The 24,842-nt window shown below is 39.9% G+C and carries 22 protein-coding genes; 16 read left to right on the top strand and 6 right to left on the bottom strand.

Features of this window, described 5'->3' with window-relative positions:
• Positions 1 to 61 precede the first annotated feature (61 nt).
• The 6 genes from J2Y67_RS05370 (at position 62) to J2Y67_RS05345 (ending at position 8,030) form a co-directional block, all read left to right on the top strand.
• Positions 62 to 1,984, top strand: a complete 1,923-nt coding sequence (locus J2Y67_RS05370; RefSeq protein ID WP_310171500.1) for a methylmalonyl-CoA mutase subunit beta — start codon at positions 62 to 64, stop codon at positions 1,982 to 1,984.
• Positions 1,971 to 4,163 (top strand): methylmalonyl-CoA mutase, encoded by a 2,193-nt coding sequence (scpA, locus tag J2Y67_RS05365; RefSeq protein WP_310171498.1) that lies wholly within the window; start codon positions 1,971 to 1,973, stop codon positions 4,161 to 4,163. Before J2Y67_RS05370 ends, scpA begins: the two co-directional genes overlap by 14 nt.
• Positions 4,164 to 5,285, top strand: a complete 1,122-nt coding sequence (gene meaB, locus J2Y67_RS05360) for a methylmalonyl Co-A mutase-associated GTPase MeaB (protein WP_310171497.1) — start codon at positions 4,164 to 4,166, stop codon at positions 5,283 to 5,285.
• A 217-nt stretch (positions 5,286 to 5,502) separates the two neighbouring features.
• On the top strand, positions 5,503 to 6,837 hold the full coding sequence (locus J2Y67_RS05355) for a hypothetical protein (RefSeq protein ID WP_310171495.1): 1,335 nt from the start codon (positions 5,503 to 5,505) through the stop codon (positions 6,835 to 6,837).
• 137 nt (positions 6,838 to 6,974) lie between these two features.
• Positions 6,975 to 7,412: a BrxA/BrxB family bacilliredoxin gene (locus J2Y67_RS05350; protein WP_310171492.1), complete on the top strand. Its 438-nt coding sequence runs from the start codon at positions 6,975 to 6,977 to the stop codon at positions 7,410 to 7,412.
• A gap of 105 nt (positions 7,413 to 7,517) precedes the next feature.
• Entirely contained in the window at positions 7,518 to 8,030 is a 513-nt protein-coding gene (locus tag J2Y67_RS05345; protein WP_310171490.1) for a L,D-transpeptidase, read from the top strand.
• A gap of 42 nt (positions 8,031 to 8,072) precedes the next feature.
• Here the strand turns inward: J2Y67_RS05345 and prli42 are convergent, their stop codons facing one another.
• Positions 8,073 to 8,171, bottom strand: a complete 99-nt coding sequence (gene prli42 / locus J2Y67_RS05340; RefSeq protein ID WP_310171488.1) for a stressosome-associated protein Prli42 — start codon at positions 8,169 to 8,171, stop codon at positions 8,073 to 8,075.
• A gap of 157 nt (positions 8,172 to 8,328) precedes the next feature.
• Here prli42 and mce point away from each other — a divergent pair, with 157 nt between their 5' ends.
• From mce to J2Y67_RS05320, 4 genes are all read left to right on the top strand, one after another.
• Positions 8,329 to 8,736, top strand: coding sequence for a methylmalonyl-CoA epimerase (mce, locus tag J2Y67_RS05335; protein ID WP_310171486.1), 408 nt, complete (start codon positions 8,329 to 8,331; stop codon positions 8,734 to 8,736).
• Positions 8,737 to 8,743: 7 nt separating this feature from the next.
• A complete protein-coding gene (locus tag J2Y67_RS05330; RefSeq protein ID WP_310171485.1) occupies positions 8,744 to 10,294 on the top strand; it encodes an acyl-CoA carboxylase subunit beta in 1,551 nt (516 codons plus the stop codon).
• A 95-nt stretch (positions 10,295 to 10,389) separates the two neighbouring features.
• Positions 10,390 to 11,511 carry a M20/M25/M40 family metallo-hydrolase gene (locus tag J2Y67_RS05325; protein ID WP_310171483.1) on the top strand — a complete coding sequence of 374 codons (1,122 nt, stop codon included), beginning with the start codon at positions 10,390 to 10,392 and terminating at the stop codon, positions 11,509 to 11,511.
• Positions 11,512 to 11,586: 75 nt separating this feature from the next.
• Entirely contained in the window at positions 11,587 to 12,864 is a 1,278-nt protein-coding gene (locus J2Y67_RS05320; protein ID WP_310171481.1) for a DNA polymerase IV, read from the top strand.
• Positions 12,865 to 12,911: 47 nt separating this feature from the next.
• On the opposite strand, the gene zwf is transcribed toward J2Y67_RS05320, so the two are convergent.
• Positions 12,912 to 14,384, bottom strand: a complete 1,473-nt coding sequence (zwf, locus tag J2Y67_RS05315) for a glucose-6-phosphate dehydrogenase (protein ID WP_310171728.1) — start codon at positions 14,382 to 14,384, stop codon at positions 12,912 to 12,914.
• A gap of 224 nt (positions 14,385 to 14,608) precedes the next feature.
• Between zwf and rnz the strand changes: the two genes are divergently transcribed.
• Positions 14,609 to 15,532: a ribonuclease Z gene (gene rnz, locus J2Y67_RS05310; RefSeq protein WP_310171480.1), complete on the top strand. Its 924-nt coding sequence runs from the start codon at positions 14,609 to 14,611 to the stop codon at positions 15,530 to 15,532.
• Positions 15,533 to 15,597: 65 nt separating this feature from the next.
• Here the strand turns inward: rnz and namA are convergent, their stop codons facing one another.
• From namA to proC, 3 genes are all read right to left on the bottom strand, one after another.
• On the bottom strand, positions 15,598 to 16,617 hold the full coding sequence (gene namA, locus J2Y67_RS05305) for an NADPH dehydrogenase NamA (RefSeq protein WP_310171479.1): 1,020 nt from the start codon (positions 16,615 to 16,617) through the stop codon (positions 15,598 to 15,600).
• 76 nt (positions 16,618 to 16,693) lie between these two features.
• On the bottom strand, positions 16,694 to 17,833 hold the full coding sequence (locus tag J2Y67_RS05300) for a glycosyltransferase family 2 protein (protein ID WP_310171478.1): 1,140 nt from the start codon (positions 17,831 to 17,833) through the stop codon (positions 16,694 to 16,696).
• A 59-nt stretch (positions 17,834 to 17,892) separates the two neighbouring features.
• Positions 17,893 to 18,738 (bottom strand): pyrroline-5-carboxylate reductase, encoded by an 846-nt coding sequence (gene proC, locus J2Y67_RS05295; RefSeq protein ID WP_310171475.1) that lies wholly within the window; start codon positions 18,736 to 18,738, stop codon positions 17,893 to 17,895.
• Positions 18,739 to 19,226: 488 nt separating this feature from the next.
• Between proC and J2Y67_RS05290 the strand changes: the two genes are divergently transcribed.
• The 5 genes from J2Y67_RS05290 to J2Y67_RS05270 all read left to right on the top strand — a co-directional run bounded on the left by J2Y67_RS05290 (position 19,227) and on the right by J2Y67_RS05270 (position 24,479).
• A complete protein-coding gene (locus J2Y67_RS05290) occupies positions 19,227 to 20,186 on the top strand; it encodes an MBL fold metallo-hydrolase (RefSeq protein WP_310171473.1) in 960 nt (319 codons plus the stop codon).
• A gap of 9 nt (positions 20,187 to 20,195) precedes the next feature.
• Positions 20,196 to 20,993, top strand: a complete 798-nt coding sequence (locus J2Y67_RS05285; protein ID WP_310171471.1) for an SDR family NAD(P)-dependent oxidoreductase — start codon at positions 20,196 to 20,198, stop codon at positions 20,991 to 20,993.
• A gap of 153 nt (positions 20,994 to 21,146) precedes the next feature.
• Positions 21,147 to 22,526: a beta-propeller fold lactonase family protein gene (locus tag J2Y67_RS05280; RefSeq protein ID WP_310171469.1), complete on the top strand. Its 1,380-nt coding sequence runs from the start codon at positions 21,147 to 21,149 to the stop codon at positions 22,524 to 22,526.
• Between the two features lie 173 nt (positions 22,527 to 22,699).
• On the top strand, positions 22,700 to 23,422 hold the full coding sequence (locus J2Y67_RS05275; protein WP_310171467.1) for a response regulator transcription factor: 723 nt from the start codon (positions 22,700 to 22,702) through the stop codon (positions 23,420 to 23,422).
• The gene (locus J2Y67_RS05270; RefSeq protein ID WP_310171465.1) at positions 23,400 to 24,479 is read left to right on the top strand and encodes a sensor histidine kinase; all 1,080 of its coding nucleotides are present in this window, start codon (positions 23,400 to 23,402) and stop codon (positions 24,477 to 24,479) included. The genes J2Y67_RS05275 and J2Y67_RS05270 overlap by 23 nt, the downstream gene beginning before the upstream one ends.
• Positions 24,480 to 24,546: 67 nt before the next feature.
• Here J2Y67_RS05270 and J2Y67_RS05265 read toward each other — a convergent pair whose 3' ends face one another.
• Complete coding sequence (locus J2Y67_RS05265) at positions 24,547 to 24,741, bottom strand: YqzH family protein (RefSeq protein ID WP_310171463.1); 195 nt, start codon at positions 24,739 to 24,741, stop codon at positions 24,547 to 24,549.
• Positions 24,742 to 24,842: the final 101 nt, after the last annotated feature.

The raw sequence follows: 24,842 nt of genomic DNA, 5'->3' as shown, positions 1-24,842 counted from the left end.
TTGTGCCATAAAATAGAATTAATTGAATATTTATAAATTTACTAGGAGGGAGTTGTCAAGTTTGGAAGATTTGCGCAATCAGTCTTTTCCTTCAAAAACAAAACTTGATTGGAATACAAAAGCCGAGGAATCTTTGAAAGGGAAATCGGTTGAGTCCTTGCAAAGCCCAACATATGAAAACATTGTTTTGAAACCGCTTTATTTCAAAGGAAATCAGAAAACACCCTCTGAGTATCCGGGCGAATCGGATTTTAGACGAGGCACATATCCGCTTGGATATGTAAAGAATGATTGGAAGGTGGCCCAGCGGACTTCTTTTTCAACCATTAATGAACTAAGAGAAAAACTCACATCTGCCGTCAGTAAAGGACAAACAGCCATTTCGTTTGAAATTTCAAAAACTCTATTTGAATCGGATGCTGACATTTCTAGTTTGTTCATGGATTTGGCTGAAAAGTATCCAATTGCCATTGATTCAAAAGGTATGCAGGCATTCTTACTCTCAAAATTATCTGGAGCAAATCACGAAAAAATTTCCGGATATATTGGTTCTGACCCGATTTCACTTTTTAGCGAAGAAGGTATCCTTTCTGAAGAATATCTTCAAGCATGGTCTGAAACTATCAAGGCAGCAGCAGAAATTTTTCCAAATTTACGAACCATCCTAATCAATATTTCAACCTATCAAAATAACGGGGCAAACGCTGTTCAAGAACTTGGAATTGCAGCAGCCACAGGCGTATTTTATCTCCAACAGCTATTTGAAAGTGGTATGGAGCTTGAGGAAATTCTCCCTAAAATGATTTTTCAATTCTCAATTGGCAGTAACTTTTTTATGGAGATTGCTAAGCTCAGGGCAGCTCGAATCATCTGGAGTAAAATAACAGAAGCATATGGGGCTGGGAACGCTAACCGCGGAATGGAAATCGCTGCAGAAACATCTACTTTCACAAAAACCATTTATGATCCACATGTAAACTTGCTGCGTGCCGGCAATGAAGCTTTTGCAGCAGTAATTGGAGGCATTCAATATTTGCATGTTGGTGCTTTTGATGAAATTACTGGCTCGAATTCCTTTTCAGAAAGAATTTCGAGAAATACACAGTTAATTTTAAAAGAAGAAGCCCATTTGAAAAATATTATCGATCCAGCAGGCGGCTCTTGGTATATCGAAGAATTAACCACAGAATTGGCCGAAAAAGCTTGGGAGTTCTTTCAGCAGATCGAAACAAACGGCGGTATTCTGGAGACATTGCAAACAGGTTGGCTCCAAAATGAAATAGCAATAGTTAGAAACAAAAGAATGCAGGATTCTTTTACAAGAAAACAGAGTATTATAGGTACAAATGTGTATGCAAATCTGGATGAAACTGTACCCACCGTTCAAAAGGAACAAGAATCGGCATTTCTAGTTACGGATGCACTGAAAGATTTAGTAAATGGGAAAAAACCTCAAATTTTACAACTTAAAGACCTAGATTCTAATATTCTGATTGAACCGTTAGCGAAAAAGAGATTAGCAGAGCCATATGAGGGACTTAGGAAAAAGGCAAAAGAAATAGAGGAAAGGTCGGGTCCTACTCCTTTTATCGGGATGATTTGTCTTGGGGAAATAAAACAATATAAAGCAAGATTTGACTTTATGAGAGGATTCGTATCCGCCGGTGGTATTAAGGCTATTGGAAGCGAAGCAATCTTTACAAAGGAACAAGCAGAGAATTTTGTTACCAATCAAAAAACGCAACATTTTTGTCTATGCGGTCATAATGATCAATATGAAACAATAGGCAATGAAATCCTAAAATCGCTAAAAGCCAAGTTCCCGGATAGGGTCTTTTATTTAGCGGGATTACCGGAAAAGGATCAACAATCACAATGGAAGCATGAAGGGATTGAAGAGTTCATTCATGTAAAAAGCCATTGCTTTGAAACCCTTTCTACAATACTTTCGGAAATGGAGGTGAAGGCTGATGCAAAAGCCTGATTTTCAAAACTTGCGCCTTTTTACTGAGCAACCGCTCAGGCAAAAAGAACAATGGGAAGAAAAAGTGAAACAAGAATTGGATTCGACCATTGAAGAATTACTTTTTGAAACCAATGAACAAATCAAGTTAAAGGCGCTTTATACAAAAGAGGACCTGGAAGGTTTGAAACATTTAGATGATCTGCCGGGGCTCCCTCCGTATACCCGTGGTCCTTATCCAACTATGTACGTTAACAGGCCGTGGACAGTAAGGCAATATGCGGGATTCTCAACCGCTGAGGAGAGTAATGCCTTTTATCGCCGGAATTTGGCAATGGGACAGAAGGGCTTGTCGGTTGCCTTTGATTTGGCGACCCATCGCGGCTATGACTCTGACCATCCCCGGGTTGATGGCGATGTTGGAAAAGCAGGAGTAGCCATTGATTCTATTCTTGATATGAAAACACTTTTCGATGGAATTCCACTTGATCAAATGTCAGTTTCGATGACGATGAATGGGGCGGTCCTGCCGATTCTTGCCTTCTTCATTGTCACTGCTGAGGAACAGGGCGTAAGTCAGGAAAAACTTTCTGGAACGATCCAAAACGATATTTTAAAAGAATATATGGTACGTAACACCTATATTTATCCACCTGAGATGTCGATGAAAATTATTGCTGATATATTTGAGTATACGTCTAAATACATGCCAAAGTTTAATAGCATAAGTATTTCAGGCTATCATATGCAGGAAGCAGGTGCTCCTGCTGACCTGGAGCTTGCCTATACACTTGCGGACGGATTGGAATATGTTCGGACTGGTCTTAAAGCGGGCATTGAAATTGATTCATTTGCACCAAGATTGTCGTTTTTCTGGGCAATTGGGATGAACTATTTCATGGAAGTGGCAAAAATGCGGGCAGCCCGGTTAATTTGGGCAAAAATGATGAAATCATTTAATCCTATGAATGATAAATCTCTAGCCCTTCGGACCCATTCGCAAACGTCCGGCTGGAGTTTGACGGAGCAGGATCCTTTTAACAATGTAACCCGTACTTTGATAGAAGCTCATGCTGCAGCAATGGGGCACACGCAATCCCTGCATACCAATGCACTGGATGAAGCGATTGCCCTGCCGACTGATTTTTCAGCGCGTATTGCTCGAAACACTCAGCTATTCCTCCAAGAGGAATCAGGAATCACGAAGGTGATTGACCCTTGGGCAGGATCCTATTATGTTGAAAAGCTGACCGATGAATTAGTACAAAGAGCTTGGATGCATATTGAAGAAATAGAAGGTTTAGGCGGTATGGCAAAGGCAATTGAAACCGGTCTTCCAAAAATGAGAATTGAAGAAGCGGCTGCACGCAGACAGGCACAAATTGATTCCAGTAAAGAAACCATTATTGGTGTAAACCGTTACCGTTTAGAGAAGGAAGAACCGATTGATATTTTGGATATTGATAATACCGCTGTCCGTTTGAAGCAAATCGAAAAATTAAATAGGTTAAAGCAAAGCAGGGATGACCAAAAGGTACAGGAGTCACTTAATGCTTTGACCAAAGCAGCTGAAGCAGGTGAAGGAAATCTATTAGAGCTCGCCGTACAGGCAGCACGAGCGAGAGCGACACTTGGAGAAATTTCGGAATCAATCGAAAAAGTCGCCAAAAGGCATAAAGCAGTTATCTATTCCATTAGCGGTGTCTACAGCTCAGCCTTTAGCAATGAGGAGGAAATCACAGTTGTAAAGGAAATGGCCGATGAGTTCCTTGAAAATGAGGGAAGAAGACCGCGAATTTTGATTGCTAAAATGGGTCAGGATGGCCATGACCGCGGGGCAAAGGTGATTGCAACAGCCTTCGCAGACCTTGGATTTGATGTCGATATCGGTCCATTATTCCAAACACCGGAAGAAACCGCTTTGCAAGCAGTAGAAAATGATGTCCACGTCATTGGGATGAGTTCGCTTGCCGCTGGACATAAAACATTACTGCCTCAGCTAATTGCTGAATTGCAAAAACTTGGACGAGAAGATATTTTAGTAGTAGCAGGCGGTGTAATTCCTGCACAGGATTATCAATTCCTATCCGATCATGGTGCAGCGGCAATTTTTGGGCCGGGAACGGTTATTCCGGTTGCAGCACAAAAGGTAATCAAAGCCATATATCATCAGCTTGGCTATGAGGAAGTGGCGGAATAAATGGCGGCTGATCAAAAACCGGAATGGAGCGATCCATCAAACCCAGATTTATGTTCAAGTGTCGTAAGAAAAGGAGAAGAGCATGAAGGGCAAGCGACTTCCCTTCAAAAAAATACTCGATTCAAAAAGCGCAATACCAATGAGGCTTCTGTAGAGGATTTGCTAGACGGTGTATTGAAGGCGAATCGAAGCGTCCTTGCACGTGCTATTACGCTTGTAGAAAGCAATGCTGAGCATCATTTTCAAACAGCTCAAGAGCTGCTGCAAAAACTTTTACCCTATTCAGGGAACTCAATTCGGATTGGAATTACCGGAGTGCCCGGTGCCGGGAAGAGTACTTTTATTGAGGCATTTGGGGAATATCTCTGCAGTTTGGGATTAAAGGTAGCGGTACTCGCGATTGATCCGAGCTCGAGCATCAGCGGAGGCAGTATTTTAGGTGATAAAACACGAATGGAGCAGTTATCAAGAAATCCCCATGCCTTTATCCGACCGTCGCCATCTGCAGGCAGGCTCGGTGGTGTCCATCGGAAAACGCGGGAATCCATGCTGCTCTGTGAGGCAGCTGGTTTTGATGTGATTTTAATCGAAACAGTTGGTGTTGGACAAAGTGAAGTCATTATCAGGGATATGGTTGATTTTTTCATGCTCCTTGTCCTTACTGGGGCCGGTGATGAATTACAGGGGATGAAAAAAGGGATTATGGAGCTTGCCGACGCAATTATTGTCCATAAAGCAGATGGGGAGAATAAACCAAAAGCGGAAAAGACCCGGAATGACTATAACCGCATCCTCCATTTTCTCCAGCCTGCAACAAAAGGGTGGATGACCAAAGCACATACATGCTCTTCGTTAACCATGGAGGGCATAAGTGGAATTTGGGAAATGATTCAATCATTTGAGCAGAAGGGTAAATCCTCAGGTGTTTTTATGGAGCGAAGGGCGGGTCAATCAAGGGAATGGCTTTATGCATTAATCAGTGACCAGCTACACTACCATTTTTACCACCATCAAGGGGTTAAGAATCAACTGCCAAAATTAGAAAATGAAGTAATTGCTGGGGAAAAAACGGTAGCTTCGGCAGTTGAAAGTCTTTTTCAGATATTCCTTGATTCATATTAATTTTTGTGGACGGTAATGGTAGATTGCCGTCTTTTTCTATCAAATTTTTTTTGAAAAAGTGATGAAATATTCACCCATTTCATACAAAAAGTGGTAATATTATTTTGGCAATATTTTAGTTTGCTACAACAAACATAGAATGGTGGATTGATAGGGAAAAAAGAGGATATAAAATTGTTCATAATAGGAAAATAGAATGATAGTTGGAGAGTGAAACATGTTAAAAAAACTTATATTATTGATCATGGCTTCCGTCTTATTTATTACAGGCTGCCAAGCCGTTAAGGGTGTAGATTTAAATAAAATGATCCTTAACAATGCAAAAATTAATTCTTCTGAGAGTAAAACAACTGCCTCACTGGATTTAAAATACGCAAAATCAAAAGTCAAAGACAAAGATTTCTTAAAAGTTCTTAACCTCCTGGATAACGCAAAATTAGAAGTTCAAACAAAAATGCAGGATGGCAATACAGTTTCATTAACAGGAAATATTATTCTCTATAAAAAAGGTAAAATACCGGTGCGTCTATATATGGATAAAAAACAAATGGTTATTTTACTAGATAATGCGAGAAAACCGGTAAGGATTCCAGTGGAAAGCGGTTCAGCAGCAGATGAGCAAATGATTCAGGATCTGCAGAACAAATTACTTAGCCCGATTGTAAGAAATTTACCAAACCCATTCCCGGCACATCTAAAAGTAACACCTAATACAACGGATACAGTACATGGATATAAAGTTAATGGGCATAAGGTTAAAGCGACAGTTTATGGCAGCGAAGTTCCAAAACTATTGGAAACTTTCCTTTCCAATTTATCAAAGGATGACGCCGCGATTAAAGAGATCGTCAACGCAGTGAATGATGTTAATAAGTCAATGGGAGATGACACCGCGATAACAGCGGAAGATTTCAAGGTGGGGATTGAGCAGTTTAAGCAAATGCTGCCTGATCTTAAAAATGATCCGTCCTTCAAATCGTTCTTTACAAGCAAAAATTATATTCATACAGATATTTTCTTAGATAAACACTATTTTGAGAGAAAAACCTCTACTACTGTTAAAATAGGCAGTATTCCAGAAGGTGAAGGACTGACTGGTGTCACGTTAAATATTAAAAATGAAAACTGGAATATTAATAAGAAAGTAAAAGCGTCGCAGATTAAAAAATATTCCAAGTATCTTAATGAAAATGCAACACCGGAACAATTCTTAGCCACCCTAGATAAGAAAAAAAGTGTTCTTTATTCTACAATGACTTCGTTGATATATGAACCTTCTAAGGTATTGAAAAAGTCACAAGTTAAAGTAACCAATAATAAAGGTAAAAAAGCAGATAAAATCACCTTCAACAGTCTAAAAAAAGGTGATGTGATTAAAGTATACAGCAATGCGGGAACATTGCTTGCTGCAAAAGAGGCAACCGGTAAAACAGCAGTATTAACTGTTAAGCAGCTTGGGAAAAAATCAGGAAAAATTTATGTAAGTATTATCCGCGCCAAACATTCGGAAAGCAGCCGGGTGTCAATAGCTTTTAAGGCTGAGAAAAAATAAAGAGAAAGCAGTAGAGACAGGGAGCCCAAGGCAGGCTCTCTGTTTTCTTTTTGTTTAATAAAAATTTATCATTTGATAATCCTACATTTTTACTGTTAATATGTAGATATAGTTACATTTTAGAGTGGAGTGATAAAATGAGTATGGATTTTAATTTTTTTATGAATGATATTGTCCGCCAGGCGCGCGAAGAAATCGCATCAGCTGGTTATCAAGAACTAAAAACACCTGAAGAGGTAGAACAGGCTCTTGAACAAAAGGGAACAACGCTTGTGATGATTAATTCGGTTTGCGGTTGTGCAGGCGGTGTGGCTCGTCCTGCAGCAGCACATGCACTTCATTATGATAAGCGTCCTGATCATCTTGTTACCGTTTTTGCTGGTCAGGATAAGGAAGCTACTGAAAAAGCAAGAAGCTATTTCACTGGGTACCCTCCATCCTCTCCGTCTTTTGCTTTATTAAAAGATGGTAAGATTATTACGATGATTGAAAGACACCAAATTGAAGGCTTTGACCCAATGAATGTCGTTGGCAAATTGCAAAAAGAATTCGAGGAATACTGTGAAGAAGTTTAATTCGTTTGGTAAAAGATGGTCATCACGCGACCATCTTTTTTCTTTGTTCGTGCATGAAGAGCAGAAAAAGGATGCAAACTAGGAAGAAAAAGGCAGGTGGAATTTATGATAAAAATCTTATCACCCATCCTGATTGCTTTTTTCATTTCGCCACTTTGGCCATTAGGTCCCAACCCATTGTCAGGAGATCCTTTTATTATTGTAAATAAGAGCAAAAATGAAATGGCCTTTATTGATGATAATAAGGTGCAAACGGTGGTTAGTGTTGGAACCGGTAAAACGCAGGAATTAACACCTGAGGGGCTTTTTACCGTTACGGTCAAAGCAAAAGACCCCTATTATCGTAAAAAAGATATTCCTGGCGAAAGCTCTAAAAACCCGCTTGGAACAAGATGGATTGGATTTGACGCAAGGGGAACCGATGGACGAATCTATGGAATTCACGGGACCAATCAACCGGCATCGATAGGAAAATATGTTTCACAGGGCTGTATCCGAATGCAAAATGAGGTGATTTCTTCACTTTTCCCCCTCATTCCTTTGGGGACAAAAATTTTAGTAATATCTACAAAGAAATCATTTGAGAAGTTAGCAGAAGAAAACGGGGCAATAAAGTGAAGAAAAGGGACTGTTTAACACTACAGTCCCTTCTTATATGTTCTACCTTAAAAATTGTCCAATTCCAAGTAGGAGGGTTGAGGCAAGCATGGCAAAAAGCATTAAAAAAACAATGATTTTTTGATTTTTCTTTTTAGACAACGAAAATACCTCCCTTATGATTACTCTCTCCTTATTTTACAGGGAAAAGCCCAAATGAACAACTGAACAACTGCTCAATTTTAAGAAGGATTTATGAACTTTTTAGCGAATAAGATAATTGTCGAATAAATTTTAATATTGGATCAGAGGGATAAATATGATTAAAAAGGTCGACCATATTGGGATTGCAGTTCAATCGCTAGAGAAAGCGCTTCCTTTCTATACGGAAGTGCTAAATCTTCCTTTAATTGCTATTGAGGAAGTTGAAAGTGAGAAATTAAGAGTAGCCTTTTTAAGTGCAGGTGAAACAAAAATAGAGTTGCTTGAGCCGGCCTCACCGGAGAGTACTGTTGCTAAATTTATCGAAAAACGCGGTGAGGGTATTCATCATGTCGCACTTGGGGTTGAATCAATTGAGGAACGCATGAAGGAAATGAAAAGAAATGGGATTCGCATGATATCAGATGAACCTAAGATTGGGGCAGGAGGGGCGCATGTAGCCTTTATGCACCCAAAGTCGGCTTCAGGTGTATTGTACGAACTTTGTGAAAAAAAGGGGAAGTAGGGGTAGCATGAGTGACATCTATGAAAAAATAAATGAATTATATGATAAGCGCAGAGAAGTTGAACTTGGCGGCGGTGATGAAAGAATTGAAAAGCAGCATGAAAAAGGTAAACTGACGGCAAGAGAAAGAATCGAGCTTTTAATTGATCCGGGAACATTTGTCGAATTAAATCCATTTATTGAGCATCGCACCCATGATTTTGGGCTTGATGAACAAAAAGGACCCGGTGATGGGGTTGTTACAGGTTACGGGAAAGTGAATGGTCGTCCAATCTATCTTTTCTCCCAAGATTTCACCGTATTCGGTGGTGCATTAGGGGAAATGCATGCCAAAAAAATTGCTACTGTTATGGATTTGGCAGCAAAGAATGGTACACCTTTTGTGGGACTGAATGATTCCGGCGGAGCCCGTATTCAAGAGGGGGTTGTTTCACTTGATGGATACGGTCATATTTTTTACCGCAACGCCATTTATTCCGGAGTGATTCCGCAAATTTCTGTAATTATGGGACCTTGTGCGGGAGGTGCCGTTTATTCACCGGCAATTACAGATTTTGTATTTATGGTTGAAAAGACGAGCCAGATGTTTATTACTGGTCCAAAAGTAATTGAAACCGTTACAGGGGAAAAGATTTCTGCAGAGGATTTAGGGGGGGCGAATGTTCATAATACCATCAGCGGTAATGCTCACTTCCAATCCGAGTCAGAAGCCGAGGTTTTACAAAATGTCCGTAAGCTATTAAGTTATTTGCCACAAAATAATGAAGAAAAAACTCCGAGACTTGAGGATTTGGAAAAAGACGATTATCGTCCAGACTTAACGGATGTGATCCCATTTGATGCGGTTCGTCCGTACGATGTGCGTAGAGTGATTGAGCAGGTTGCGGATGCAGATTCTTTTATGGAGATTCAAAAGGATTTTGCAAAAAACATTGTAGTTGGCTTTGCAAGGATTAAAGGGGAAACAGTCGGTCTTGTCTGCAATCAGCCAAAGGTAATGGCTGGGGGATTAGATATTGATTCATCTGATAAAGCAGCGCGGTTTATTCGTACTTGTGATTCATTTAATATTCCCATTATTACCTTCGAAGATGTTACCGGATTTTTCCCAGGGGTTAAGCAGGAACATGGAGGAATCATTCGTCACGGAGCTAAGATTTTATTTGCTTATTCTGAGGCTACCGTTCCTAAGCTTACTATTATTTTACGAAAAGCATTTGGCGGCGCCTATGTTGCGCTTAATAGTAAGTCAATTGGCGCGGATCTTGTTTTTGCATGGCCAAATGCAGAGATTGCCGTGATGGGTCCACAGGGAGCGGCAAATATTATTTTCGCCAAGGAAATTCAAAATAGCGAAAATCCTGAGGCGGTCAGACAACAAAAGATTGAAGAATACCGTGAAAAATTTGCGAATCCATATGTGGCAGCAAGCAGGGGAATGGTGGATGATGTGATCGACCCTCGTGAAACAAGAATTAAAATTATTCAATCTTTAGAAATGCTGCGTACAAAGAAAGAGTCGAGACCTTATAAAAAACATGGAAATATCCCGCTATAATCTTGTACCTTCGCAATTCTTTCATTTGATGACATTTAAGCGAAAAGGTATACTAAAATAGTGAGTGTAGTACATATATTGGAGGGTTCGATTTAATGATTAATCAAGAACGTCTTTTGAACGAATTTTTAGAACTAGTACAAATTGATTCAGAAACGAAATATGAGACAGAAATTGCTAAAGTTTTAAAGCAAAAGTTTTCCGATTTAGGTCTTGAGGTTTTTGAAGATGATACGACAGCACAAACAGGTCATGGTGCGGGCAATTTAATTTGTACTTTACCTGCAACTAAGGAAGGTGTCGACCCAATTTATTTCACATCCCACATGGACACAGTTGTTCCAGCAAAAGGTGTAAAGCCATCCATAAAAGACGGCTATGTGGTAACCGATGGTACAACGATCCTTGGTGCGGATGATAAAGCAGGTTTGGCTGCCATGTTTGAGATGATTCGTGTTCTAAAAGAACAAAATCTTGACCATGGACTAATCCAATTTGTCATAACCGCTGGAGAAGAATCCGGTCTTGTTGGTGCCAAAGCATTAGACCCTTCTTTAATGAAGGCGAAATATGGCTACGCACTAGATAGCGATGGCTTAGTTGGAAATGTTGTTGTTGCAGCTCCAACACAAGCAAAAGTGAAAACAGTCATCTATGGAAAAACTGCCCATGCCGGTGTAGCACCTGAAAAAGGGGTTTCCGCTATTACGATTGCGGCTAAAGCGATTGCCAAAATGCCATTAGGCAGAATTGATGAGGAAACCACTGCGAATATCGGTCGATTTGAAGGCGGTCAGGCAACAAATATCGTATGCGACCGAGTGGATATTTTAGCAGAAGCCCGTTCTTTAGTCCCTGAAAAAATGCAGGCACAGGTTCAAAAAATGAAGGATGCTTTTGAAACTGTCGCAGGGGATATGGGCGGCAGAGCAGAAGTTGCTGTCGAAGTTATGTATCCAGGTTTTAAATTTGGCGAGGGAGACCAAGTGGTTGAGATTGCTCGTAAAGCTGCGGGGAAAATTGGCCGTAGTTGTGAATTACAACATAGCGGCGGTGGAAGTGATGCTAATGTGATTGCAGGCTTTGGTATTCCAACAGTTAATCTTGCTGTTGGTTATGAAGAAATTCACACCACAAACGAACGGATGCCGGTTGAAGAATTATACAAATTGGCGGAAATGACACTTGCCATCATTGATGAGGTCACAAATCAATAATCCAGCTTAAAGGAGAGTGAACCGCTCTCCTTTTTGTTATACTTTAGGTAATAAAGGTAATAGGAAGTGCCGGGCATGAAGGAAATGTATCCGAAGAACGGAAGAGTCATTTTACATGTTGATATGAATAGCTTCTATGCCTCGGTGGAGATGGCTTATGATCCTGAACTCAAGGGGAAACCACTTGCGATTGCCGGTAATGTTGAGGAGCGAAGAGGGATTATTGTCACCTGCAGCTATGAAGCGAGGAAATTTGGCGTAAAAACAACGATGCCGCTTTGGGAAGCCAAAAAGCTATGTCCGCAGTTGATTGTGAAATCTCCCAATTTCGAACGGTACCGGGCTGCTTCTATGGGCATGTTTGAAACCCTCAGGCAATACACAGACCTTGTTGAACCTGTTTCGATTGACGAGGGCTATATGGATATAACGGAATCCTATGAGTTTGGCAACCCAATTGAAATTGCAGAGAGTATTCAAAAAAGAATTCTTGAGCAACTTGATTTGCCTTGCAGCATTGGGATTGCCCCTAATAAATTCTTAGCCAAAATGGCTTCCGATATGAAAAAACCAATGGGGATTACAATTCTTCGTAAACGGGATATCCCTAAAATTCTTTGGCCATTAAATACAAACGAGATGCATGGGGTCGGCAAAAAGACTGCCGAAAAGCTGACAACCATTGGCATCCATACCATTGGTGATTTGGCTAAAGGAAATGAGATTCAGCTAAAAACTCTGTTAGGAATTAATGGTCTTCGGATAAAAGAACGTGCGAATGGAATCGACTCAAGACCGGTTGATCCGGAATCGGTCGCCGATTTTAAAAGCATTGGCAATTCTACAACACTACCAAGGGATATAAGCAATCAGCAAGAGCTATTTCATGTTTTGGATTCATTAGCGGAAACGGTTTCCGTTAGACTGAAGCGGAAAAATGTCCTTGCATCCACTTTGGGGATTACCATTCGCTTTAAAGATCGCAAGACGATTACAAGAAGCAAAAAGCTTTCCAATCCTATCCATCAAAAAGAGGAAATTTCCTCTGCTGCAAAGCAGTTATTTATTAAGCATTGGAATGGGAATCCTGTAAGATTATTGGGGATTACTGGATCAGATTTAGTGGATCATCAAGATGCATATAAGCAGCTTGATTTGTTTTCCTATGAAAAGGATGCGAAAAAGGAGCCATTGCTCAATACGATATCTAACCTTCGAGAAAAATACGGCAAGCATATTGTCGAAACTGCCTCTTCGCAAAAACCGATTGACCCCAATCATAAAATTGGAACCGAAACAAGCTTTAATAAGGATTTCCTAAGGTCGTTTCCTGACAAGCATAAAGAAGAATAAAAGCTCCACTTTGCTATGAAAACAAAGCGGAGCTTTTTTAGAATTATTTAATTGCAAGTTTCTACTTCAAGTTCGGTAACCGGCCACCAGAAGAAACCGTCTTTTTCTAATAATTGAGTTGCTGCATCAGGACCTCTTGAACCTGATGCATAGTTTGGAAAGCTCTCGTCCTTACTATTTTTCCAGGCTTCTGAGATTTTATCAACAAAGCTCCAGGAATAGGCCACTTCATCCCAATGGGTAAAATTGGTTGCATCTCCCCGCATGCAGTCGTACAGAAGCTTTTCGTAACCTTCCGGAGTATTCATTGCATTAATTCCAGTATTGGCAAAACTTAATTTCACCTCTTGGGCATCGAGATGACCGCCTGCTTTTTTGGCATTTAAATGCAAGGTAATTCCTTCTTCCGGCTGAATATGGATGACAAGGAGGTTAGGGTTTAACATTTTCTCGGTATGATAATATAAATTCATTGGGATATCTTTAAATTGAACGACAATCTTGGTGGATTTCACCTTAAGCCTTTTTCCTGTTCGGATATAAAAAGGTACTCCGGCCCAGCGGAAATTATCGATCATAACTTTCCCTGCTACGTAAGTTTCTGTATTGGACTCTTTGTCCACCATTGGTTCATCACGGTATTTTGGGACATGTTTACCTTCCATTTCCCCGTCACCATATTGCCCGCGAACAAAATAATCCTTTACCTTTTCGCCTTCAATCTTACGAATGGCTCTAAATACTCTTCCTTTTTCGGAACGAATTTCATCGGTTGTAAGCTTAATAGGAGGCTCCATCGCAAGTAGGGCTACCATTTGCAGCATGTGGTTTTGGACCATATCACGAAGAGCACCGCTTTTTTCGTAATAGCGACCTCGTTCTTCTACTCCAAGTGTCTCACTTGATGTGATTTGAATATTAGAGATATAACGATTATTCCATAAAGGTTCAAAAATGGCATTGGCGAATCGGATTACCTCGATGTTTCGTACCATTTCTTTTCCAAGATAGTGGTCAATCCGATAAATCTCTTCCTCAGAAAAGGCTGTTCTGATTTGGTTGTTTAATTCTTTTGCGGATTCAAGGTCATGACCAAATGGTTTTTCAATGACAAGTCGTTTGTATCCTTTTACATCCGTTAATCCGTCAGATTTTAAATGCAAGGCAATCGGACCAAAAAATTCCGGTGCCATGGCGAGATAAAAAATTCGGTTGCCTTCTAATTTATAATGTTCATCAATTTCATCTGCTAATTTTTTAAGTGCAAGGTATGAACTAGAATCCTGTACATCGTGTGCTTGATAGTAAAAATGGGAAATAAATTCATCAATATTTTTATCTCTTCCTAGAGCGGATAGGACAGATTCTTTTACGGATTGTTGAAATTCATCATTCGAAATCGATCTTCTTGCTACACCAATAACTGCAAATTGATCGGATAATCGGCCTTTTTCAAATAACCGGTAGAGCGAAGGAAACAACTTCCGTTTGGCTAAATCGCCAGTTGCACCAAAAATCATTATGAGTGAAGATGTGCTTCCAGTATGTTCCACTAATAATACCTCTTTTCCAATATGTATGGTATGAAAGTAATGTTGTCTTACCAAGTATTAAATTTTATCTGTTTCCTTTATATTTCGCAAATAAAAAGCAATCATGTAAAAATCAATTTATTTTCAATGAACGGTTTGTGCTATAGTAAAGCTAATAATAAAGTACGGTGTTTGAAAGGAGTATTTTTCGAGTGGATATTTTTTTCTTAGGAACAGGTGCTGGTATGCCGGCAAAGCTTCGCAATGTTACATCCATTGCCTTAAAATTACTAGAAGAGCGGGGAACTATTTGGTTATTTGATGTCGGAGAAGCAACCCAACATCAAATTTTACATACTTCAATTAAACCACGCAGAATTGAAAAAATTTTTATTACTCATCTTCATGGCGACCATATTTATGGCTTGCCTGGGCTTTTATCGAGCCGTTCCTTTCAAGGGGGAGAATCTGAAGTAACCGTCTATGGCCCTAGGGGAATCAAGGAATTTATTGATGTGAGTCTCTCAGTGAGTCAAACCTATTTAAAATATAATATAACGGTCATTGAGATTGAGGATGGGATTATTTTTGAGGATGAACAGTTCATCGTGGAAGCAAGTCTTTTGGACCATGGAATTTCGTCTTATGGTTATCGAATTGTCGAAAAGGATCGACCGGGAACATTGTTGGCTGATAAATTGGTGGAAATAGGTGTTCGTCCCGGGCCTGTTTTTAAGAAAATCAAAAATGGGGAAATGGTTACGCTTGAAGATGGAAGAACGATTAATCCGGCAGATTTCCTTGGACGGCCTCAAAAGGGGAGGATTGTAACCATTTTAGGTGATACAAGATATTGCGAAAAGGCGGTTTCTTTAGCGGAACATGCGGATCTGTTAGTGCATGAAGCTACCTTCTCAAAAGGGGAGGAAAAGCTTGCGTTTGATTATTTTCATTCTACCACATACCAGGCAGCAAAAATTGCAAAAATGTCAGGTTGTAAACAGCTATGTTTGACCCATATTAGTTCACGTTATGATCGACATGCATCAAGGGAGTTAGTGGAAGAGGCACGAGAGACTTTTCCTAACACGGATATTGCAGAGGATTTTAAGGAAATTACTATTCCCCTGAAATGAAAGAAAAACGGTCAAGAAACCAAAAAATGTCCTTCATCCAGTCAATGAAGGACATTTCTATTCATTTATACCCAGCCCCTTTGATATTGCACAGGCGCTTCAATTTCTACCCCCAGCTCTTTGGCTGCAGTTCGTGGCCAGTAAGGATCACGCAGCAGTTCCCGGGCTAAGAAAACTAAATCAGCTCGTTCATTTTGCAAAATTTCCTCGGCTTGAATGGGGGAAGTAATCAACCCGACTGCACCTGTATCAATCTCTGCTTCATGCTTAATCGTTTCTGCAAACTTCACTTGGTAACCAGGGTAAACATTAATACGAGCAGGTACAACGGCACCGGAACTAACGTCGATTAAATCAACCCCTTGTTCCTTCATCCATTTGCCGAAAGCAACATAGTCATCAGATGTCAAACCTTCCTCATGATAATCATGAGCAGAAACGCGCACAAATAATGGGCCATCCCATACAGTCTTAACAGCGTCAATTACTTCGTGGAGGAAGCGATACCGGTTTTCAGCAGAACCGCCATATTCGTCCGTCCGTTTATTAGAAAGCGGTGATAAAAACTCATTAATTAGGTATCCATGCGCCCCGTGAATTTCGATGACATCAAAGCCTGCACTTGCAGCCCTTTTGGCACCTTTTTTAAATGCTTCGACGGTTTCAGCGATTTCCTCTATAGTCATTTCCTTTGGGGTCTTACTTTTTTCATTAAAAGCAAGTGCTGAAGGTGCAAGGATTTCTCCTTCTAAAACGGCTTTTCTGCCGGCGTGGGCGAGCTGTATTCCTGTTTTAGCTCCATGCTCTTTCATCAGAGCAACTAATTCCTTAAATCCTTCAACATGCTCATCGCTCCAAATCCCTAAATCATGAGGAGAGATGCGGCCTTGTGGAGTAACAGCAGTAGCCTCAACCATAATCAGTCCAACTTGACCCACCGCTCTGCTTGTGTAATGGATTCGATGCCAATTTTGAACATGCCCATCTTCGTTATGACTGGAATACATGCACATGGGTGACATAACAATACGATTTTTTAACGTAACCCCTTTAATCGTATAGGGAGAGAATAATTTTACCGCCATATGTAAACCTCCTGATTCCTATTTAAATCCATTATTTAGTATATCAAAAGGTGTCCATTAAACGAAAAACTCTGCCTCATTCTTTTTCCCTGAGATCGCTTAAACGATATTTTGTCCCTCTCCAGACGATACCGCCTCGTTTAAAGGTCAATACGCTTGCCCGGATGATTGAATAAATAAACAATAAAGCAGTGATTGGAAAAACAAGAAATAGGGCAGGGGAAAATAAGGTCATTCTTCTGATTACCATTAAATAAAGAATCCCGCTTGATACAATATTACCTAAGCTAAGCAGGGCAATGGTTTTGCTGCCTGAGAAAATGGTAAAGAAGGGAAGAAAGTGGGTTAAAAGAATGCCGAAAACCGCTAAAAATACCATACTAATCCGGTAATTTAATCCTGCAAACGTATTTTTTTCAAGCCCGACAAAGGCCTCCTTTAAACTTTCATACCATTCTACTTCAATCAAATGGAGAGCGGTGACCATTTTCTGAGAAAAACCTTCTTTTTTCATTCTCATTCCCAATTGAAGGTCATCGTCCGGACGCATTTTAATTCGTTGGTGTGTGCCGAATGCTTCGTATGCCTTTTGGGAAACAAGGTTAAAGGCACCAATTCCCGTACCAATTTTTGATTTGGGGTTATTCGCCCGCCATGGGCGTTTAAAATAGGAAAATCCGAACAGGAAAAAGGCTACAAATGACTTGAGCCAAAAGCTGTGGGCATTTAAATTCGGTGCTGCGGTTAAATGATCAAGTTCATTATTTTCAAAGTAATGCAGTGCTTTTGCGAATGCTTCTCTTTCATAGCGAACATCTGCATCCGTAAACAAAAGCCATCTACCGGAAGCCTGTGTTGCACCTGTATAGAGTGCATGATTTTTACCAAGCCAGCCTTCCGGTAATTCTCGTATATGGATGGACTTTATTCTTTGGTCCGCGCATGCTAGCCCATCTATGATTTTTCCCGTTTGGTCTGTTGAACGGTCGTTTACAAGAATCCATTCGACATTTTCATAGCTTTGCTGCAATTGACTTTGAATACTTACCTTTATTTGTTGTTCTTCATTTCTTGCTGCCACAATGACGGTCAATAATGGCCCATTTACCAGACCTGCTTCATTTTCGAGAGCGTCTAATTTTCGTAAACCGGTCCAGGCATCTAAAATAAACGCAATCCAAACAACAATCCCCAATGTTAGTAACGCGGTTAACATGTATGACACTTCCCAGTCCTTTTTTTACATTTTATCGGAACTCCCGGGAAACATCCAATTTATAGCAGTTGTTCTGCAGTTTCCAACTGGGTGCTTAATGCTTTCCCCATTTTTTTGGATTGGGCAGTGGCTGCTTTTATGCATTCGATAAATGCCTGCTGAACGCCATTTTCTTCAAGAACACGAATACCAGCTTCTGTCGTTCCCCCGGGACTGGTTACATCCTTGCGCAGCTGGACAGGTGGTTTTACTGATTTTCGTACCATTTCTGCTGCACCAATTAACGTTTGCACAATTAGTTCCTGAGCTGTTTCCTTTTCTAGACCGATTTCTACTGCGCTATTTTCCATCGCTTCAATCAGATAATAAATATATGCCGGACCGCTTCCTGAAAGTCCTGTTACAGCATCAAGATGTTCCTCTTCCACAATCGTGGTTAATCCAACTGTGTTGAAAAGTTTCTTCGTCATTTCCATTTGCTGATTGGACACACGTTCATTGACCGCAAGGGCAGTCGCTGATAATCCGACCGTTGCTGATGTGTTTGGCATTGATCTTACAACCGCCATTGGTTTTTTTGCCAAAACCTCAATCGTTTTAATGGAAACACCGGCTAGAACAGAAATCACCAGTATTTGCCCTGTTAAATACTCACGGATCTTGGTAATCGCGGTTGCGGCATCCTTTGGTTTCATTGCTAAAACTACAATATCAGCTCCCTCAAAAAGAGCACTCATATCGTAAGAAGCACTGACTCCATAGCGATTGCGGAGCTTTTGCAGTCTCTCCTCATTTGAATTGTTTGTTACCCAAATATTTTCTCTTTCCATTAACCCATTTTCCAAAACCCCTGAAATGAACGCCTCTGCCATAGAACCTGCGCCAATAACTGCCATTTTTTTCATGTTAACGCCTCCTTCGTAAATTTGTTGTCTTAGATACTTTTTTTCAAAAAAACAAAAAGACCCTTCATCCGTAAAGGACGAAAGGTCTATCTTCCGTGGTACCACCTTCATTGATCCCTATTGAAAAATACAAAAAGGGTTCACTCGACTCCGATAACGCCGGATTTGCGTTAGGTTTTCCTAATAGCTCATAAGGTAGGTTCAATGATCAAGAGGGCGGTGAAGCCTTTCAGCCTATCGAGCCTCACTCTCTTTCGCCATTTCTCATTTACTGGCCTTATTCATCGCTTTAAACGAATCAATTTTTAATTGTGATTATGAAGGAAAAATAGCTTGTCTGTCAAGTGTTTAATTGAGTGAATTTTTTATTTTTTCTAAAAAGTTATGTGAAAATAATGACATTTTCTGAAAAAATCGGTACACTTTATTTTATAATCAAATTTTTCATTCGGAAATTTATACAACAATAATGTTAAGGGGGTTTAAAAATGACAGAATGGAAAGATGGAATTGCTAAAATTACGCTTCCGACTCCGTTTGAGGTTGGAGATGTAAATGTCTATTTGATTAAAGGAGAGCGGTTAACGCTTGTTGATGCAGGAGTAAAAACGAAAGAATGCTGGAATTTGCTAAAAAAGCAAATGGCTGATTTACATGTTAGTCCTGATGATATTGAACAAGTCATTCTGACCCATCATCATCCCGATCATGTAGGCATGCTTGATTTTTTATCCGATACGATAGAACTCATGGGCCATCCGCTAAATGAAAGATGGATTCATCCAACAGAAGAATTTTTCCAAGTGCAGGAGGAATTTTTCACGGAGCTGTTCCATCAATTTGGGCTGCCAAAGGAATATTTATCTTCCCTGGAAAATTTGCGGAAAACATTGAAATATTCCTGTAACCGTTCACTGACCGGGCACCTGCATGATGGGATGACACCTCTGGGACTTAGTGGCTGGAAAGTTATAGAAACACCTGGTCATGCTCAAAGTCATATTGCGCTTTTTCGTGAAAAGGACGGTGTTTTAATAGGCGGGGATCTTATTTTAGCCCATATTTCCCCGAATCCGCTGCTTGAGCCTCCGTTACCGGGGAAAGAAACAAGACCGAAGCCGCTCATACAGCATAATGAATCCATGAAAAAATTGTTATCTTACCCGATTTCTGTTGTTTACACTGGACATGGGGATGAAGTTTACCAATTAGATGAGCTAATTAAAAAAAGGCTTACTCGTCAGCATGAGAGGGCTATGACAGTTTTAAACTGGCTGAGGGAAGAGCAGTTAAGTGTTTTTGAAATTTGCAAACGGCTGTTTCCTTCCGTCTATAAACGCGAACTGATGTTGACGATATCGGAGACCGTTGGGCAGCTTGACTATTTATCATCTATCGGTGAAATTACTAACAAAGACACACAGCCTGTTCTTTTTCAGGCTAGATGAGGTGATAAAGTGGTTAGAGAACATTTGAAAGGCAAAAATATTGTTATTACGGGCGCTTCAGGGGGGATTGGTGCGGAAATTGCTAAGCTGTCCGCTGCAAGCGGAGCCAATCTTGTCCTTTTGGCAAGAAGCATCGAAAAGCTGGAAAAGTTACAAAGTGAATTGCAGCAAAAACATCATGTTAAAGTGGTAATTTTTCAGCTTGATGTGTCTGATACTGATCAAGTTCAAGAAGTTTTTCGGCGTATTTTTGCAGAAATTGGTTCGGTCGATATTCTTGTAAATAATGCCGGCTTTGGAGTTTTTCGTGAAGCCCACGCGGCGACAATGGATGAAATCAAGGGGATGTTTGAGGTAAATGTGGTCGGGTTGATGGCGTGCACAAGCATGGTGCTGCCGAAAATGCGCGAGCGGCGGTTCGGCCATATTATTAATATTGCTTCTCAAGCCGGGAAAATTGCTACGCCAAAATCAAGCGTCTATTCCGCAACAAAGCATGCTGTTCTCGGTTACACCAATTCACTCCGAATGGAATTGGATGACTATAATATTCAAGTGACATCGGTAAACCCTGGACCGATTGCCACCAACTTTTTTAATATTGCTGACGAAAAAGGGACTTATGTGAAAAATGTTCAGCGATTCATGCTTAAGCCGGAGTATGTTGCTGAGAAAGTGGTTAACAGTATGCTTACAAAAACGAGGGAAATTAACCTGCCGCGCTGGATGAACATGGGCAGTGTCGTTTATGTTCTTTTTCCAGGATTGTTTGAACGGATTGGGAAAAAGGCGTTTAATCAAAAATAAGCAATAATTATTTAACCGCATTTTAGCGGTTTTTTTTTTTATATGTGTATACCTAAAATTGAATTTTAATCTTTATAAAATCTTTACAAAGGGCTTGTATAGTGATTACTAGGAAGTAATCAAGTAAAAATTCTAACCTGAGGTGAAAGAATGATGAAAAAAGTAAAATTAAAAAGTATGTTACTTGCTGTATTACTATTTGTTTTTATTCTTCCTGGTGCCAGTCTTGCCTCTTCCAATGAAACAAAAACACCTACAGAGGTGGAAGGTTTTGATGGTAATATCACGAACAACTCCCTTGCGGTAAGCCCGGATGAGAAGACCGCAATTGTATCGGATAGTCGTGAGCAATTTCTCCGTGTGTATAATTTAGGTAAAGGTACCTTGAGGAAGGAGATTAAGGGATTTGTTACACCAAGGAACATTGTATTCATCGCCGAAGGATCGGAGTTTGTCGTTTCTGACAGCACGTTAGGAACCTTACGTTTTTATAATACGAAAACATTAAAACTAAAGGATGAGGTCGTAGTGGGTCCAGGAGCATTTGGGACAGCTGTAAGCCCAGATGGTAGGACAATGTATGTTAATAACCAAGCACACAGCACGGTGACAATCGTTGATTTAGAGACTCGAAAGCCAACCGCTGTGATAACTGGATTCTCTCAACCGCGTCAAGGGATTGTTGTTTCGCCCGATGGAAAGTATGTTTATGTCACGAACTTTTTAGGAGATAAGGTGTCTGTAGTTGATGCAGCTGCTAAACGGATTGTAGGTGAGATTAACGGATTTTCTAAGATTCGAGCGATTTCCGTTACTCCGGATGGAGCTACCTTGTATGCAGCGAACAGCGGTCGTAATAGTATTTCTGCTGTAGACATTGCGCAAGGCAAAATTGTAGATGAAATTAGTGTGGGACAAGACCCATATGGAGCATCTTTATCGCCTGATGGAAAATTACTTTTCGCCAGCAATAAGCTGGATAATACCATCAATGTTGTTTCTGTTTCCAATAACCGTGTAATCGGAACGATTGAAGGTTTTAATGAGCCCCGCCAAGCAATCGTTTTCAGTAAAGATAGTAAACGGGCATATGTTCTTAATCATGATTTATCCATTTCTGTCGTGGATGTAAATAATCATACAATAATGGATACAATCCGTTATGACCGTCTAGATCAAAAAGACCAATATAGGCTTCAAGTTCTACATTCAGAAAAGGTAGGAAAATATTTAGCTGATTCAAAAGGAATGACACTTTATTATTTCACAAAGGATGAACCAGGAGTAAGTAATTGTACGGGTAAATGCCTTGAGATATGGCCTCCTTTTCATGCGGATAATGTAAAAGCTCCAAGTGGATTCCATCGGGATGATTTTGGAACAATCATCAGAGGGGATGGACAGAAGCAAACAACGTATAAAGGCTATCCGCTTTATTACTTCAATAAAGATCAAAAGCCTGGTGACGTAAATGGCCAAGGAGTAAATAACGTATGGTTTGTTTTAAATAAAAGTTTTTTGAAGGATAAGTAACAGGTCAAAAATTGTCTACTATAGGGCAAAAACCTCTTCTGAAATATAAGAAGAGGTTTTTGTTCCTTTTAAACTATCAAAATCTAATGAAAAATATGGCAGGAACATGATAATATAAAAAATGGTAATGAAAATAGTTCGAAATTTCTTTAAATTGAATCTTAGGAGGAGTCATGAAACTATCCTATTTAACCGGACCGGTTCTCGTTGTCGATGATAATCCATCCCTTGTTACTTTTCTTATGGATTATTTTGAAGGGTTAGGCTGTAAGGTGTATTGTGCCAAAAATGGACAAGAAGCTTTGAGTCTCATAAAGAAAGTATCTCCTTCATTTATCATATTAGACCTCATGATGCCGTTTTTAGATGGGTATGAAACCTGTAAAGAAATAAGGAGAAACAGCCAAGTACCCATTATTATGCTTACCGCTAAAGTCGAAGAGGAAGACAAACTCCGTGGATTATATTCGGGAGCAGATGATTATTTAACCAAACCATTTAGTCCTCGTGAGCTTGTCGCACGGATGCAAACCATTTTGCGTCGGTGTTTAAGTGAAACTGATTTTCCCAACAAACTTCAGTGTGGCTATCTTTTATATGATGAAGATAAGCATATGTTTTTTTGGAAAAAGTCACTTATTCATTTAACTCTTCAGGAGGCACAAATTGTTATTCATTTGTTGGAATGTAAAGGAAAAGTCTGCACTAGGGAACAACTCCTTAATTGTTTGTATCCGAACGGTGACTATGATGTAGTTGATCGTATTGTAGATGTGCATATCGGGAATATCCGGCAGAAAGTTAGAACTGTGGACCCTGAGTTTAATTTAATTAAAACGATACGAGGGATAGGCTACCGTTTGGAGGTGCCCAATGAAAATCAAGCTTTTATATAAGCTCCTAGCTATCAATGCTTTTGTAATTATAGCGACCGTGATCGGAATTAGCCTTGGTCTCAGGCATTATTCCATCGCATTAATTGAGCAGAATCGGATGATGGCTTATAACAATTTTCTAACTTTTAAACAAACAACAGAACAGTATCTGCTTTATACAAGTCTTACCATTATTCCGATTTCAATTATTTTTGGGTGGATTGTTACCCGTGCCATTGTTCGGCCGTTAACAAAAATGCGCGGACTTCTTAAAGAAATTGGAAGAGGAAATTACTTAGTCCAATTAAACGTTCGCTCTAAAGACGAGATTGGAGATCTTGCAAAATCATTTAACGAAATGAGTAAGGAATTGGAAAGAATTGAACGTCTACGGCGTAATTTAGTCGCTGATGTTGCACATGAATTACGAACACCTTTGTCTACTATTTGCGGGTACATAGAGGCACTGAAAGATGGGATTTTGCCAGCATCACCACAAGTTTTGGAAAAAAGCTATGCTGAGGTACAACGTTTAGTCCGATTAGTGGAGGATCTTCATCAATTAACTCTTATTGAAGGGGAGTACCGTGACGAAAATTGGCACGAAACAATTGATGTAGGAAAATGTGCTTTGGAAGTTGCGGAAGATTTTCTTCCAAGATGGAAAGAAAAATCCATTAAATTCCAAATGGGCTCGTTAGAAAAATCTCTAAGTGTAACGATGAAGAAATCTCGTTTTTTTCAGCTTTTTGTGAATCTATTTGATAATACCGTTCGCTATACTCCATCCGGTGAGTCCGTTCATTTGGAAATAAAAACTCAAAAAGAACATGTCTATATCCATTTAACGAATACTGGAATAGAAATCCCTGCTGAAAGTCTTACACTAATCTTTGAACGTTTTTACCGAATCGATCAATCCCGGTCCCGTGAACTAGGCGGCGGTTCTGGGATTGGACTTGCCATTGTGAGTGATATTATTAAACGATCAAATGGTAAGATTTGGGCCACAAGTGAAAACCAACAAACGACTTTCCATATCCTTTTGCCTTTAAGTAAACGATTTAAGTTCAATTAACTCAAGCTTCACGTAAAGAAGTCCCCATTATTAACTAGGGTGAACCTTGAGTTTCTTTTTTTTATACTTATCCCGTTAAAAACTCATAAACTGTATCATTAACAACCTCATACAAATCCGCTTCCGGTTCAAGAGTTTTTGTCCTTAGGACCTGATGATAAAGCTCCTCTAATTCCTTTTCATTCATCGGTAATGAATCTGCCTCTGCATTGTATTGTTTAAAGCAATTTCTAATCATTTTGATTATCAGTTTTTTGTCCACGGCCATGCACCTCCCTTCCATTATACTGTTTTTTGGTTACATCACCACAATGGAAAATTGTCATTAAATTCCCATTGAATACGAACGCATATTCGCTTACT

This window comes from Neobacillus niacini (assembly GCF_031456445.1).
Lineage (GTDB): Bacteria > Bacillota > Bacilli > Bacillales > Cytobacillaceae > Neobacillus > Neobacillus niacini_I.
This window is presented reverse-complemented; position numbering and strand designations above follow the sequence as displayed.